Source organism: Conexibacter sp. S30A1 (genome assembly GCF_023330665.1).
In the GTDB taxonomy this organism is placed as follows: Bacteria; Actinomycetota; Thermoleophilia; order Solirubrobacterales; family Solirubrobacteraceae; genus Palsa-465.
Genome location: NZ_CP097127.1, coordinates 1,832,087 through 1,847,300 on the forward strand (window position 1 = coordinate 1,832,087; position 15,214 = coordinate 1,847,300).

Consider the following 15,214-nt stretch of genomic DNA (forward strand, 5'->3'; position numbering starts at 1 on the left):
CTGCGCCCGCGGCCCGCGGGCGCTGCTTCTGATGAACGCTATCGGCGCCCCACCTCGGCGCCTTGAGCCGCGGCTTGCAGGTTGCGCTGCTCAGCCCATGAAGCCGACCCCGCCGGAGGGCGTCGTCGACGTGGTCGTGGTCGTCCCGCCCGTGGTCGTGGTGGTGGTCGGCGTGGTGGTGGTCGGCGTGGTCGTGGTCGGCGTGGTCGTGGTCGGCGTGGTCGTGGTCGGCGTGGTCGTGGTCGGCGTGGTCGCCGCCGCGGTCACCGTGAAACCGACAACCACGACCGTCGGCGCGCTGATGTAGCTCACCGACACCGTGTCCCCGCTGGCGAGGTTGCCGCTTGCCAGCGCCTGGGCCAGCGGCGTGCCGACCGTTGCCGGGAAGCTCAGCGTCTGTCCGTTGGCGGCCAGCAGCGTGAAGCCGCTCCCGCCCGCGGTGACCGACTGGACGGTGCCAGTGGCCGTGAGCTCACCGGGCACCGTCACGGCTTGGGCGATCATCGTGCCCTGCGGGGTGGTGGTGTAGAGCACGTGCACGGGAACGCCCATCGGCACACCTGCCAGGTTGACACCGGCGCCGTACTGAAAGCCTGAGGTGAAGCCGGCGGTCGTGGTCGCCCTCAGCACGGACGGCAGGAAATGGTAGCGGCGAAAGCGCGGGTTGTAGGCGTCGGGGGCACCGTCATCAAGCCAGCCGGGGCCGCCCCTTCGGTCGCCACCGCCACCGCCATCCGAGGTGCCGAAGAAGCGCCCATCGATGTTCATGAAGATGTGCACGCCGGGGTTGTCATACAGGGTCACCTCCTGCGGACCAACACCGGGACCGCGAGCGATCTCGTGGTGGCGCAGCAGATAGCGGATCACACCCGCGTCGTTGGGCACACCACTGCCCGCTGGCCACAGGCCGGCACCCCTGAGCACCGCCGCCACCGACCCGGAACAGTCAAAGCCGCGCCTGCGGCCGTTGTAGCCGGGCCCCCGCTCACCGACGCTGGCGATCCCGGCCTGGGCATGACCACCGCCCCAAACGTACGGGTAGTCGCCGCGAGCCAGGCGGTTGGCGGCCACCGTGAGCGCATGGATTACCCCGGTCGGGCGACCGGGCCTCTGGACGGTGAACGAATATGTCCCGAGCGAGCTGAGTGTGCCGGTGAACTGCCGCGACACCGGCACAGGCGGAGTGGCCAGCGCTGCGGCGGGGAGAGCCAGACAGGCGGCGACTGGGGCGATGCTTGGCAGCAGGCGGCGCACCCCAAAGGTATCGGCAGCAGCGCCACCGGACTTCAGCCCTGTCAAACACCTTTGACCGCCGCGCTCAGGCGGGCTCGACGGCAGACGACCCCGCCCAGATGTTGACGTTCCCCTCCTGGGCGTGGCGGTCGCTCAGCGGGCGACGTGCGAGGCTTCGCCACGGACGAGGCGCTGGACCTCTGCGAGTGTGGCCATCGAGCTGTCGCCTGGGGTGGTCATGGCCAGCGCGCCGTGCGCGACACCGTAGCTGAGCGCCAGCTGAAGCTCCTGGTTGTTGAGCAGGCCATAGATCAGGCCTGAGGCGAACGAGTCCCCGCCACCGATGCGGTCGAAGATCTCGAGGCGGTCAAGTCGCGGCCCGACCACAAAACCGGTTTTGGAGTGCGCGACAGCACCCCAGTCGTTCAGGCTCGCGCTGTGAACTTGCCGGATGGCGGTGGCCACCAACTGCAGGTTGGGGTGACGGTCCATGATCGCGGCAAGCAGCGCACGGTGCGCACCGGGATCAAGCCCGCTGCCCTGCTCGACGTGCGGGAGCTCCTGTCCGAGCGCCTGGCGTGGATCCCCGCCGACACCGAGCAGCACATCAGCCAGCGAGACAAGCTCACGGTTGACCTGCGCGGCGCGTTCGGGCCCACCGAGCGCCTGCCACAGCGACGGACGGTAGTTGAGGTCATAGGAGATCACGGTGCCGTGCGCGCGGGCGGCGAGCATCGCCTCGCGCGCAACCGCCGACGTGCTCTCCGAAAGACCCGCGAACACACCGCCGCAGTGAAACCAGCGCACGCCCTCTGAAGCGAAGATCCGCTCCCAGTCAATCTCGCCCGGCTTCAGCTGCGAGACGGCTGTGTGACCGCGATCTGACAAGCCGAGCGGCGGCCTGACCCCGTAGCCACGCTCAACGAAGTTAAGGCCATTACGAACACTGCGCCCAACTCCGTCATGCGCAACCCAGTTGAGCTGTGCCTGCCCCACACCACCCTGACCGATCAGGCCCTCAACAAGACGACCGAGCGGGTTGTCCGCAAGCGCGGTCACGATCCCCGTACGCAACCCGAAACAGCGTGCAAGACCACGAACAACGTTGTACTCCCCGCCGCCCTCCCAAACCTCGAAGCTGCGAGCGGTCGCGATCCTTGAGGCACCCGGGTCAAACCGCAGCATCACCTCACCCAAAGCCACCGCATCCCAGCGACACACCTCCCGCGCCTTGATCGCCAGGCCGCTCACCGAAGCAGCATCCGGGCCGCGCGAGCGTTCTGCTCAATCTGCTCAAAGCGTCCCGCGCGAATCAGCTGAGGGGCCGCGATCCAGCTACCACCAACCGCAAGCACCCCGGGAGCAGAAGCCGCCTCGCTCAGGTTGCTCTGATCGATACCCCCGGTCGGGACAAACCGCATCTCCGGATACACCGCTGCAAGCGAGCGCAAAAACTCAACCCCACCCACCGTTCTAAACGGGAACACCTTCACCACACGCACACCGAAATGACGCAGCTGCTCCACCTCCGAAGCCGTGCCCGCCCCCGCAACAAACGGCAAACCACGCTCGCGTGCAGCCCGGATCACCTCAAAGTTGCTGCCCGGCGCCAACGCAAGCTGCGCGCCCGCCAACCTGGCCTGCTCAAGCTGATCAACCGAAAGCACCGTACCCGCAGCAACAAACAAACCCTCAATCCCTGAAAGCGCCCTGATCGCCTCAACAGCCGCCGGCGTACGGAACGTGACCTCGATGCAATCGACCCCACCCCGCATCAACGCCCGCGCCGTGGCAACCGCCTGCACAGCATCATCAAAACTCACCAAAGGCAAGATGCGAGCAGCACCAAGCCGTTCCCGAACCCGCACCCAAGCCGCATCCTCACACACAACCGCTCGCCCACTACCCATCAATCACGCCAGTATCAATGACCCGCAGAGCGTTCGCCGCGATCGTCAACGCCGGATTCAAACCCGCCGAAGACGGAAACCCAGAACTATCAAGCAACCAAAGATTCCCAACGTCATGCGCACGACAATCACGATCTATCACACTCCTGCCCGGATCCTCACCCATCACCGCAGTACCACACATATGCGAGTTGGTCTCAATGCCCATCCGCTCCGTCAGAATCAACGGATAACCGGCTCGCTTCATCGTGCGGGTGACGCGCTTTAGCAGTTCAGCGTGGGAACTCAGGTTGTTGGACGTCCAGTCGACCCAGATCTTCCCGTTGCGGTCGAGCCTAACGCGGTTCTCGGGCTTCGGGACATCTTCGGTGGTCAGGTACAGGTCGACGCTGTGATTCGCGATGTATTTGAGCGCCAAGTCCGGCGCCCATGGCCGGGCTTCCTTGAGCATCGGCGCCTTCAGCTTGCCGAGCATCTGCACGTTCCCGAGAGGGAATTCCCGATCATTGCCGAGGTACCAGTCGTTGATGCCAAGCGTCTTCTGGAACTCAACGTGGTTGGTGCGTCGCGGATCCACAGCCATGAAGAATGTGCTGGCGTGCACCATGTAGTTGGTGCCAACCAGCATCGAGGAGTTTGCAAGGCCGTTCGGGTGCCTTGCGGAGCCGGAGCGCAGCAGCAGCGCGGTTGAGTTCGCCGCACCGGCCGCGAGGATGAAGCGCTCGGCACGGATCCTGAGTTCCCGCCCATCGCGTACGGCCTCGAGCTCCGTGACCGTTCGCCCGTCTGGGGTCGTGCCGATGCGCTTGACGAGCGTGCGTGTGATCAGCTTTACGGTCGGGCTCTCCAGCGCCGGCGTGATGGCGCGAGTCTCGGCATCGTTTTTGGCGCCAAGTCTGCACGGGTACCCATCGCAGGTCTGGCAACGGATGCAGCGTCCGTCGGGGCGCAGGTCGACACCCATCGGCATATGAAACGGGTGCAGCCCCTGCGCGTTCAGCGAGTCGGCGAGTGCTGCCAGGTCCGGCTCATGCTCGAGCTCGGGGTATGGTGCGTCGGCTGATCTCCACGGAGCGGTGGGGTCGCCTTCGCCGTTGCCGTGGACTCCGTATATCTTCTCGGCTTGGCAGTAGTAGGGTTCGATTTCGCTGTACTCAAACGGCCACGCGGGGGAGATCCCGTCCGGGTGCCGGATGGCGCCGAAATCCTCAACGCGAAAGCGCGGCAGGCAGGCCCCATACACCTTCGTGTTGCCACCCACCCAGTAGTGCACTCCCGGCAGGAAGGGCTTGCCGGTGCGTCCGTCGTACCAGAGCTCAGCGTTCTTATAGCGCTTCTCCGCAAAGACAGCCGCCGCGGACCAGTTCTGCTCCTCACGCGGAAGGAAGTCGCCGCGCTCGATGACGAGCACCCGGCGGCCGGTGTCTCTGAGCGCAAACGCTGCGGTTGCTCCACCCATCCCCGAGCCGATGATCGCTATGTCGCAGTCGATGTGGTCGCTGTCCAGCGAGCCGACGACCGGTGGCTGGTCACTGCCAAAGGGGTCGGTCATCGCGGATCCGCAACCGCTGCTCGCTTCCGGGGCGACCCGAGACTCGCCGCGACCATTGCGAGGCCGTCCAAAAGAAAGTAGTCACCCCACATGACCGACTCGTCGACCCCGAGCCCTTTTGCCTCGTGGTAACTGCCGTGCTTGAGGATGCCGTCCCACTCCTCATGCTCGCCAGCGAGGAAGTCGGGGGCCAGGAGGCGGTGCTGGATGCGCAGCGCATACTCGCCATAGCTGATCGCCCTGGCGGTGTCCTGTGTCAGACAGGCAAGCTGCCAGATGCCGGCGGCTGCAATCGCGGCCGCGGAGCTTTCGAATGGTCGGGCTGGCTCGGGCTCTTCCCAGTCGTTGGGCGCTATCAGCCGCTCGCCGGTCCGCTCGATGTAGAAGTCCGCGCAGGCGGCGGCGGTGGCGAGAAACCGTCGGTCACCGGTGAAGCGGTATGCGGTCCCAAACCCATAGATCGCCCAGGCCTGTCCACGCGCCCACGAGCCATCATCTCGCCAGCCCTGCTGGGTCGTCTGCCTGAGAAACTGGCCAGAATCGAGGGCGAAGATGCCCTCGTGGCTCGCGCTGCCATCGCCACGTACCAGGTAGCGCCGCGTGGTCAGGCAGTGTTCATAAGCGATGCGAGCAAGATCGTTGTCGCCTGTGCGTGACGCCGCATAGAAGATGATCCCTACGTTCATCATGATGTCGATGAAGAGACTGTCGGCGGCCAGGAAGCTGCGGAGGTACCGGCCCTGCTCGTTGAAGCGCAGCGCCAGTGTCCTTCCCGCCTCGACGACGACGACGTCCAGCCCTGGGTCTCCGTCGCTGTCAAACCACCGCTTCCAGCTTGACCAGAACAGGAATCCGAGATCGTGAACGTCACGGTCGGTCTTGCGCGGCTCGATCAGGCGGCTGTAGTGCTCGGCGCGGGCACGCAGCTCTTGGTCGCCTGTGTGCTCCGCCAGTAGCCAGAGCTCGCCCGCCAGAAACCCTTCACACCAGTTGGTCCAAGCATCTCCTTGAAGCGACCAACGGCCATCGGTTGTGTAAAGCGGGAATCGATCGGGGTGCTGGTGGATGAGTGAGCGGACCTTGGTCTCGGCGACATCCCAGGCGTTCTCAGCTGCCTCGATGTAGCCATCTGGGGGCCGGACGGGGGTGGGCGGCACGAGCGGCAGCGCCGCCGCGAGCACCGGGTAATTCATCCGTCCCACCGTCCAACCGTCGACCACGGTGACCGCCAGCCGCTGTGGATCTGGATGGTCTTCGTCTCGGTGAACGCGGCGACCGCCTGGCGGCCAAGTTCACGTCCGACACCGCTCGCGCCGAACCCGCCGAACGGCAGCTCTGGGAACCCATCGAGCCACGAGTTGACCCAGATCGTCCCCGCACGGATGTCCTTAGCGGCCCTTAGCGCCTTGTCAAGGTCCTGGGTCCAGATCCCTGCCGACAGCCCGTACAGCGTTGAGTTCGCCAGTCTGATCGCCTCGTCGAGGCTCTTGAACGTGAGCACCGAGAGCACCGGCCCGAAGATCTCTTCTCGGGCTATCTTCATGTCCGGCTCCACCGAGCTGAACACGGTTGGCTGGAAGAAGCAGCCCTGCTCGGTCTGAAGCCTCGACCCTCCAACCAGCGTCGACGCGCCGGCGGCCCGGCCGTCTTCGACCAGCGCCTCGATCTTGCGAAGCTGCGCCTCGCTGGCGATCGCGCCGACCTGCGTTGCCGGATCAAGTGGATCGCCCACGACCACCCTGTCCATCTGCTCGGCGATGCGCTCCAGCACCGCATGGGACACACCCTCCTCCACCAGCAGCCTGCTGCCGGCATTGCAGCACTCACCCTGGTTGAAGAGCGAGCCGTATACGACAGCGTCGGCCGCGCGATCGAGGTCGGCATCCGCGCAGATGATCTGTGGGTTCTTGCCCCCGAGCTCGAGCTCGACACGCTTGAGATCCTCGCCGGCGTCGCGCGCGATCACACGACCGACAGCGGTCGAGCCGGTGAAGGAGATCATGTCAACACCTGGATGTCGACAGAGCGCGGCGCCGACCGAGCCATCACCGGTTATGACGTTCACGGCCCCGTCTGGGAGTCCGGCTTCGCGCAGCAACGCGCCGAGGTGAATGGTTGTTCCGCACGTCAGGTCGCTTGGCTTGACCACAGCCGTGCAGCCAACCGCAAGCGCGAACGGCAGCTTCTGGCTGATGATCAGGACCGGAAAGTTCCAGGGCGTGATCATCGCCACAACCCCGACCGGCTCGTTTACAACGATCCCCAGCACATTTGCCCCAAGGGCGTTGTGAGCGTCACCGTAGGTGTGTCGTGCAACGGTCGCCGCATACTCCCATAGATCGGCGGTGCCCTCGACCTCTCCAAGTGCTTGTGCTATCGGCTTTCCACTCTCCAGCGCCTCGAGCTCTGCAAGCAGCGTGGCGTCACGCCGGATCAGCTGTCCCACCCGATGAAGGACGACACCCCGGTCGGCGCCGGACATGTGCGGCCACGGGCCGCTGTCAAAAGCGTCCCGCGCCGCGCTCACGGCGCGGTCCACGTCCGCAGCGGCCGCCTGCGGGTAGGAGGCGACAATTTCACCGTCACCAGGGCTCTCACGGACAAAGCGCGCACCATCGGCGGCCTCGCTGTCTCGGCCACCGATGATCATCTGGCGTTCCGCTGGTCGCTGCACCGCTGTCATGGCTGTTCTCTCCTCATCATGGTTGCCTCCACGGTGGCGTCAGTTCCCACCGAAGCTGGGTTCGCGACGCTCACGAAAGGCGGCGACCCCCTCCGCGAGGTCAGCGGTCGATGCGGCTAGACCGCCGGCCAACGCCTCAAGCAGCGCTGTTGGACCACCCACCGCGCCACTATCGATCAGTTGCTTGGCAAGCTGAACGGCTACGGGGGCACGGCTGGTCAGTGCGGCGAGCAGCTGCTCGAGCTCCAGCTCCAGCGCGGCGGCCGGGGCGACTCGCGTGAGCAGCCCCCAGTCAAGCGCGGTCTGGGCGTCCAGTTGCCGTCCGGCGAGAATCATCTCCTTGGCGCGCGCGGGACCGACCAGCGCTGTCAGCCGTCCAGTTCCTCCCCATCCGGGCACGGTGCCCAGTCCTACTTCCGGGAGGCCCAGGCGTGCTCCCTCGGCGGCGATCCGAAAGTCGCAGGCCAGCGCCAGTTCGAGGCCGCCACCAAAGGCATGTCCGGCCAACACGGCGACGCTCGGCTGGTGCAGTCGCGCCAGCGTCTCGAAGATCTCGTGGCCGCGTCTGGTCCAGTCACGCCACATGGCGGTGGGAGCGAGACCGGCGAAGCGCTCAATGTCCGCACCGACACAGAAAGCCTTGGCTTGCGCAGCGCGCACGACGACGGCCTCGGTGCTCGTGGCCTCGATTGTGATCAGCGCACTGTGCAGCTGCTCGAGCATCTCGGGTGTGAGCGCGTTGAGCTTCGCCGGCCGGCTGAGCGTGATCGTCGCGATGTGACGCGCCGCGTCAACGGAGAGCTCAACCTCACCAACTCCGCTTGGCGTAGCGTGGCTCATCTGGCCGCTCCGCTGCTCGCCGCGGCCAGTGATCCGTGAAGGATGTGGTGCGCGCCCTTCTCACCGATCATGGTCGAGGCAGCCGAGGTGTTGCCGCTGATCAGCGTCGGCATGATGGATGCATCGACCACGCGCAGACCCTCGAGACCGTGCACACGGAGGTCTGTGTCGACGACTGCGAGCTCATCAGTTCCCATCTTGCACGTGCCGACCGGGTGGTAGTCGGTCTTTGCCCACCTGCGGATGTAGGCCCGGATCTCGGCATCGGTCTGCACACTTGCGCCCGGCATGTGCTCGCTGAGAACGAACGGCTTGAGCGCTTCGGAGCTCAGGAGTCTGCGGCCCCATTGGAAGGCGGCTAGCGAAATCCTCCAGTCGTACGGGTCGGCCAGGAAATTCGGGTTTATGATCGGCATGTCCTCAGGGTTGCTCGACCGCAGCGTCACCTCGCCGATGCTGCGCGGCCGCAGGTGGCAGGTGTTGATCGTCATGCCGTGTCCCTTGACTCGCTGACGGCCGTGGTCAATGACAAACGCGGGTAGACAATGGATCTGGATGTCCGGCGTCTCAACCTCCTCGCTGCTCTTCAAAAACGCCCCGGCCTCACAGACGCACGCGGTCAGTGGGCCGTTCTTGAACATCAGGTACTCCAGCGTGTAGAGCGCCGCCCTGTCGGGCCGGTCTGACTCGTTGAAGCTGACGGGCGTCGTGTGGGCCGTGAGATACACGTCCATATGATCTTGCAGGTTCTTTCCCACGCCGGCCAGATCGTGGACCACGGAGACTCCCAGCGCCTCGAGTTCATTCGCAGGACCAATGCCCGACAGCAGCAGGAGCCTCGGCGAGTTGATCGCACCAGAAGAGAGAATCACCTCGCGCCGCGCGCTTGCCTTAGTGGCTCTGCCTCGATGCAGATACTCCACGCCCCTGGCAACACCGTTGCTCACCTGGATGCGCGTCGCCAGCGAGTTCGTGTGGATCGTGAGGTTGGGCCGCTTACGCGCGGGCCGCAGGTAGGCGGTCGCGGCGCTTTCCCGCCGGGCGTCGCGCTGGGTGACGTCGTAGTACCCGACACCCTCCTGGCCTGCGCCGTTGAAGTCGTGGTTGAAGCTGAGGCCGAGCTCCTGGTTGGCGCGAACGAAAGCCCTTGTGAGCAGGTTGCACTCGATCTGCTCTGTGACGTTCATCGGTCCGTCAGTCCCGTGATAGCTGTCGGCAAGGCGCTCGTTGTGCTCAGCCTTCCGGAAGAAGGGCAGCACATCGTCGTAGCCCCACCCGGGGTTCCCGGCATCGCGCCAGCGGTCGTAGTCCTGTGCCTGCCCGCGGATGTAGATCATTGCGTTGATGGAGGTGCTGCCACCGAGGGTCTTGCCCTGCGGGTACCACATCCTGCGCCCATCGAGCTGAGACTGTGGCGCCGTCTCGAAACCCCAGTTCACACTCGGACTCGTGAGCTTCGTGAAGCCAACCGGCACGTGGATCAGTGGCGAGAGATCGCGTCCACCGGCCTCGAGCAGCAGAACGCGCGTGGACGAGTCCTCAGAGAGTCGGTTTGCGACTGCGCACCCAGCCGCTCCGGCGCCAACAACAATGTAATCAAACTCGGAACTATTCATGGTTACTGCCTTCTTTTGGTGATACTCACGCCTCACCTGCCGGTGCGGCGTCAAGCCTGAACATTTGCCTCCGGCAGTCCGGCGTCGATCAGCTCCAGACCCATCGCCTCTGGCCTGAACAGGCGCCGATCACCCTCACGCAGGTCCTCGGCCACCCGCAGCTCAAAGTCAGCTCGCTCCAACACATCGGAGCGCAGATCAATTCCTGGGAATACCTCGGTGACGGTGACGCCTTCCGGGTGCAGTTCCATCACACATCGATCAGTCACATAGATGACACGCTGACCGGTCTCTAGGGCCCGCTTGCCAGAGAAGCTGATCTCTCTGACCTGTTCCACAAGCTTTGTGTGACGACCGTCGGTCCGGATCGTGACCTGTTCGTGCTCTACCCCGACATCGGCGCCGCCGGCTGTGAACATGCCGCTGAACACGATCGTCGGAGCCTTTGCGACGATGTCGGCGAAGCCGCCGATGCCGGCGGTCACGTGGCGTCGCCCCGGCAGGCAGTGAACGTTTACGTTGCCGGCCCGATCGATCTCCAAAAACGAAAGCATCGCGTGATCAAAGCCGCCGCCCTGCAGGAGCGTGAACTGATCGATGCTCGGCATCAGCGCCTGCGAGTTCACGGCACAGCCGAACGCCATCCCGGTCAACGGCACCCCGCCGACAGCACCCTGTTCGATCACCCAGGTGACGGCAGAGTCCATCCGCTCTTCAACGAGGATCCTGGGTATCAGCGCCGAGATGCCAAAGCCCAGGTTTACGATCTCTCCCGCCTTCAGCTCCATCGCCGCGCGCCTGGCGATCACCTTCTCGATCGACCAATCAACGTCCTGCAGCGTGGCGAGCGGTCGGCGTATCTGTCCGCTGATCGCTGGGTCATACGGAGTGCCCGTGGTCTGCAGCTGGTCGGGGTCGACGACGATCGCGTCGACAAGAATCCCGGGAACCCGCACTGTTTGTGCGCTCAGCGTCCCGCCGGCGGCGACCCTCTTGACCTGCGCGATAACGATGCCGCCGTTGTTGTGCGCAGCGTAGGCCTGGTCTAGCGCGCCGAGCACCGAGCCTTCGTCTTCGTAGGAGAGGTTGCCCCACTCGTCAGCGGTGGTGGCGCGAATGATCGCAACGTCAGGACGAATCGCCTCGTAGAACAGCCACTCGTCACCGTCCAGTTCGCGCACGCTCACGATCTCGGCCGGCGTCTGCTTGTTCATGCGGCCACCCTGCTGGCGGGGATCGACGAACGTATCCAGGCCAACTTTGCTGAAGACTCCTGGCTGGTCGACGGCACCTGCTCGATGCATCTGAAACAGCACACCGGAAGGGAGGTTGTATGCCTCGATGTCGCCCGCCTCAATGGCCTGCCAAACCCGCGGCGGAGCCTGCGACGACGCGCCACTTGGATAGGAGCCCGCGATCGCGCGGCGCAACAGGCCAGGCTTTACGAGATGGTCGATGCCCGCGATCCCGAACATGTCGCCGGCTGCGATCGGGTGCACGGTCGTGATGCCCTTGGGGGAGCCGGTGGCCGCAAAACGCTCGCCGATCCCGCGCAGCACCGCGTCGGGACATCCAAGACCCGAGGATGAGCTGACGGTGACGACAGCGCCGTCGCTGATCAGGGCACCCGCCTCCGGTGCCGTGATGATGGGGATCGTCCGCATTGGGTCCTCCTTATCCACTGTGCGGTAGTTGGCCTGTGAGCAGCGCATCAACGGCCACGGTACGTCCGGCCTGCGCAGACTCCTTCGCGGCCAGCGCGACCGCCAAAGCCTGGAGCCCCGCTTGACCGTCCACTATGGGAGCAGCCTGTCCCCGCACGGCTTCTGCGAAAGCGCTGAGCGTCACGTCATAAAGGTCGTCGCGGTCACTGGGACCGATCTCCCGCTCTCCGTTTGCATCACGCAGGTGCAGCGAGCCGACTGGATCCTGGGTCATCACCCCACGAGCGATTATTGATCCCTCAGTGCCATGGACCTCCAGGCCGGTGCCTGCGTAGCCAACTGTGAAGGCGTCGTGCGTCTGGACCAGCACGTCCTCTGGGAACCTCATCGCGCTGACCACGGCGTCTTCGACGGCGGCCGCCCACAGTCCTTGCGAGCATGAGATTGCGGCGACCTCGAGTGCTCGGGCTCCGAGCAGCGCCTGGACAGCGGCCGCGTCGTGGCTGGTTATGTCGAGGATCACGCCGCCACCGCGCTCGGGGTTCTGCAACCTCCAGCCCGCGAGCCGATCGGGCAGCTTCACGGCATGAAAGACACGGACTGCGAGGGGTTTGCCGACGGCACCCTGTGCGATCAGCTCACGCATCTTCCGATGGGTGCCAGCCGCCGGCAGGTGGTGGTTGACAGCGAGCACCACGCCGGCCCCGTCGCACGCCGAGAGGATCTTCTGCGCGTCATGGATCGACATCGCGAGCGGCTTCTCGCAGAGGACGTGTTTGCCCGCCATGGCCGCGGCGACCGCCTGCTCGGCGTGGAGCTCGTTGGTCGTCGAGATGTAGACGGCATCAATATCGTGGCGGTCAAGCATCGCGTCGAGGCTGGTGTAGCTGAGGCTGACATCGTTCTCGACCGCAAACCGAGCCCCACGCTCTGCTGAGCTGCTGAGCACCGCGAGCGGCTCCTGCCCCACACGGCGTAGCGCAGGGATGATGCGGGTGCTCGCGATGTCGCTGGCGCCAATCAGCCCCCATCTGAGGCCGGTCATGACCTTGTCTCCCGCGAGGCCGTGGCGCGCCGGCGCGTGGTGCTTGACTCCCTCACCGACAGCCGCGGCGAGATCAGAAGCTGCTCGGCCGCCGCGTCTGGGTCGTCGAGCCGCTCAATCAGAATCCGCGCGGCCTCGTGGCCGACACGCGCTGGATAGGTGGCGACTGAGGTCAGCGGCGGCTGGTTCAGTTCAGCTTCGTACAGGTCGTCGAAGCTCCCGATCGCCACGTCAGGACCGGGCTCAAAACCGCGTCTCCGCAGTTCCTCCATAACACCAAATGCGACGACATCGTTGTAGCAGGCGATCGCATCCGGCAGCGGCGAGCCGGCCAGCAGTTGGTTGATCGCTCTGACACCCCCGGAGCGATCGGCTGTGGACGCGATCGACAGCGTCCGGTCAAACCGGATCCCGTGCGCGCCCAGGCTTTCGGTAAGCCCGCGTTCGCGCTCACTGCGCACGGTCGATTGCGGTGGGCCCCCCAGGAAAGCGACCGTTTCACAGGCTTCGGCCGCAAGGTGATCGCCGAGCAGAATGGCCGCACGCAGGTTGTCAGCAGCGACGTAGTCGGCCTCGTGATTCTGGATCGGACGGACGATCACAACGTGCGGTGTCCCCGAGGTCAGCAACCACCGGTTGAGAGCGTCTGACGTGGTGGTCTTGGAGGGGATCACGAAGACACCGTCGACGCGGCGCTGGACCATGACCTCGAGCAGGCGCGCTTCCCGTTCCTGGTCATCCAGGCTATAGCCCGTGATCAAGGCGAATCCCGACTCCTGAAGGCGCGTTTGAAGCGCCATCGTCAACTCTGCAAAGTACGGGTTCCGCACGTCGGTCACGACCAAGCCCATGGTCATCGTGCGGTCCGAACGCATCACAGCCGCGCGGTGGTCATAGACGTAGCCGATCTGTTCCATCGACCGCCGCACGCGAACTTTCGTTTCAGCTGGAATCTGCGGGCTGTCGCGTACAACCAGCGAAACGGTCGCCCGCGACACGCCAGCGTGAGCCGCGACATCCTTCATCGTCACTCGTCGCCTGCCGCCGTGCCGCGGCGACACCTGAGCAGGCCCCGACAGCGCGACGTCGTCAGGCTGCATCTGCCGTCCTCGTTGCAAGCTCGGCGATCAGTGTGGCGCGATCGATCCTACCTCGTGCGTACTCCCCCGCAAGCGCACCTTCCCGCATCACGAGGATCCTGTCGCCCATCGTCAAGAGTTCGTCTATCTCATCTGAAACAACCAGGATCGCCTTCCCTTCATCAGCCAACCCTCGCAGAATGCGATGTATCTGAGCTTTGGTGCCCACATCTACGCCAGCGGTTGGCTGATCGACGATCATCACGTCGACCCCCGAGAGCACAGCGCGCGCAATCAACAGCTTCTGCTGATTTCCGCCGCTGAAGGTCGATGCTGCCCTTGTGTCATCGGCAGGCCGGACCTCAAGGTCTTCCACTGCGCGCTTGGCTAGCCCTCGCAGTCCTGAGGTCTTGACGAAGCCGAGTCTGGACGGTTGGCGGATGAGGCTCATAATCACGATGTTGTCGCGTGCGGGCAGAGCCCCGACGAGCCCCTGCGCACGGCGGTCCTCTGGCACAAGCGCGACGCCCGCGCGCAGCGCCTGCGTTGGGTTTCGCAGACGGACCGGCCTGCCGCGCAGTTCCACCTCACCGCCAGTCATCTTTACAGCCCCGATGAGCGACTTCACGAAGGTTGTGCGGCCCGATCCCATCAGGCCGGCAAGACTGACAATCTCGCCAGCGTGCAGTTCCAGGCTTACGCCACGGACGCGCCGCCCCACCTCGATGGCCCTGGCGGCAAGGAGGCACTCTCCGGCAGCCGTGGTCGTGTGTTTGCGTTCCGCTTCCTCTTGGCGCTGCAGGTCCTGTCCAAGCAGGGCCTGGCTCAATGTCTCCAGCGAGTAGTCCTCCGACTTGCCGCGCGCGACCGCGTAGCCGTCTCGGAGAACCGTGAGTCTTGAGGTCACCGCAAGGACCTCTTCAAGGAAATGCGAGATGAAAACCAGCGATGTGCCACCTGCGGCTAGACGATGCATAAGCGCGAACAACTTGGTGCGCTCAGCTCCGTCAAGCCTGGACGTCGGCTCGTCAAGCACCAGCACGCGAGCGTCTCGTGAAAGGGCCTTGGCGATCTCGATGCGTTGCTGCGTTGAGGTGCTCAAACCTCGGACCGTTTCGTCAAGTGGGAGTTCGCCGGCCATGCCGATCTTCTCAAGCACGCCCGCTGCTTCGGCTCGCACTTGCCGCGTGCTATAGGCGATTCGCCCCGGCTCCCGCCCGAGGAGAATGTTCTCAGCTACGGTCAAATGCGGTACTAGGCTGAACTCCTGGTAGATGATGGCTATACCCTGTGCCTGCGCCGCGGCAGGGCTGGTCATCGCAACCACTTCCCCGTCGAGCCTAACCGTCCCCCGATAGTCCGGATAGCCGCCGGCAAGAACACGCATCAGCGTGCTCTTGCCGGCACCGTTCTGTCCGAGCAGGCCGTGAATCTCCCCCGCAGCTACGTCCATGCTGACATCGTGCAGCACGGTCACATCGCCAAAGGACTTACTGATGTCCTGCAGCGACAAGCGAGGAACACTGAGACTGAGATCGTTGGCATTCATCTCTCTGCTTGCCTGTTCGTAGACGTTGGCCATCCGGCGTTCT

At 64.9% G+C, this 15,214-nt stretch carries 12 protein-coding genes; all 12 read right to left on the reverse strand.

Annotation, left to right across the window (positions count from 1 at the left end; genetic code table 11):
* Window positions 1–90: 90 nt before the first annotated feature.
* Entirely contained in the window at window positions 91–1,254 is a 1,164-nt protein-coding gene (locus tag M3M54_RS09065) for a hypothetical protein (protein ID WP_249018717.1), read from the reverse strand.
* Window positions 1,255–1,386: 132 nt separating this feature from the next.
* Entirely contained in the window at window positions 1,387–2,484 is a 1,098-nt protein-coding gene (locus M3M54_RS09070) for a sugar kinase (protein ID WP_249018718.1), read from the reverse strand.
* Entirely contained in the window at window positions 2,481–3,143 is a 663-nt protein-coding gene (locus M3M54_RS09075; RefSeq protein WP_256465763.1) for a bifunctional 4-hydroxy-2-oxoglutarate aldolase/2-dehydro-3-deoxy-phosphogluconate aldolase, read from the reverse strand. The genes M3M54_RS09070 and M3M54_RS09075 overlap by 4 nt, the downstream gene beginning before the upstream one ends.
* A complete protein-coding gene (locus M3M54_RS09080; protein ID WP_256465764.1) occupies window positions 3,136–4,695 on the reverse strand; it encodes a GMC oxidoreductase in 1,560 nt (519 codons plus the stop codon). The genes M3M54_RS09075 and M3M54_RS09080 overlap by 8 nt, the downstream gene beginning before the upstream one ends.
* Complete coding sequence (locus M3M54_RS09085; protein WP_249018721.1) at window positions 4,692–5,888, reverse strand: glycoside hydrolase family 88 protein; 1,197 nt, start codon at window positions 5,886–5,888, stop codon at window positions 4,692–4,694. The genes M3M54_RS09080 and M3M54_RS09085 overlap by 4 nt, the downstream gene beginning before the upstream one ends.
* Entirely contained in the window at window positions 5,885–7,378 is a 1,494-nt protein-coding gene (locus M3M54_RS09090; protein ID WP_249018722.1) for an aldehyde dehydrogenase family protein, read from the reverse strand. The genes M3M54_RS09085 and M3M54_RS09090 overlap by 4 nt, the downstream gene beginning before the upstream one ends.
* Before the next feature lie 39 nt (window positions 7,379–7,417).
* Window positions 7,418–8,218, reverse strand: coding sequence for an enoyl-CoA hydratase/isomerase family protein (locus M3M54_RS09095; protein ID WP_249018723.1), 801 nt, complete (start codon window positions 8,216–8,218; stop codon window positions 7,418–7,420).
* Complete coding sequence (locus M3M54_RS09100) at window positions 8,215–9,834, reverse strand: GMC family oxidoreductase (protein WP_249018724.1); 1,620 nt, start codon at window positions 9,832–9,834, stop codon at window positions 8,215–8,217. Before M3M54_RS09100 ends, M3M54_RS09095 begins: the two co-directional genes overlap by 4 nt.
* Window positions 9,835–9,884: 50 nt before the next feature.
* Complete coding sequence (locus tag M3M54_RS09105; RefSeq protein WP_249018725.1) at window positions 9,885–11,498, reverse strand: acyl CoA:acetate/3-ketoacid CoA transferase; 1,614 nt, start codon at window positions 11,496–11,498, stop codon at window positions 9,885–9,887.
* A 10-nt stretch (window positions 11,499–11,508) separates the two neighbouring features.
* Window positions 11,509–12,543, reverse strand: a complete 1,035-nt coding sequence (locus M3M54_RS09110) for a Gfo/Idh/MocA family protein (protein ID WP_249018726.1) — start codon at window positions 12,541–12,543, stop codon at window positions 11,509–11,511.
* Window positions 12,540–13,643, reverse strand: a complete 1,104-nt coding sequence (locus tag M3M54_RS09115; RefSeq protein ID WP_249018727.1) for a LacI family DNA-binding transcriptional regulator — start codon at window positions 13,641–13,643, stop codon at window positions 12,540–12,542. The genes M3M54_RS09110 and M3M54_RS09115 overlap by 4 nt, the downstream gene beginning before the upstream one ends.
* Window positions 13,633–15,204: a sugar ABC transporter ATP-binding protein gene (locus tag M3M54_RS09120; RefSeq protein WP_249018728.1), complete on the reverse strand. Its 1,572-nt coding sequence runs from the start codon at window positions 15,202–15,204 to the stop codon at window positions 13,633–13,635. Before M3M54_RS09120 ends, M3M54_RS09115 begins: the two co-directional genes overlap by 11 nt.
* Between the last annotated feature and the right edge of the window lie 10 nt (window positions 15,205–15,214).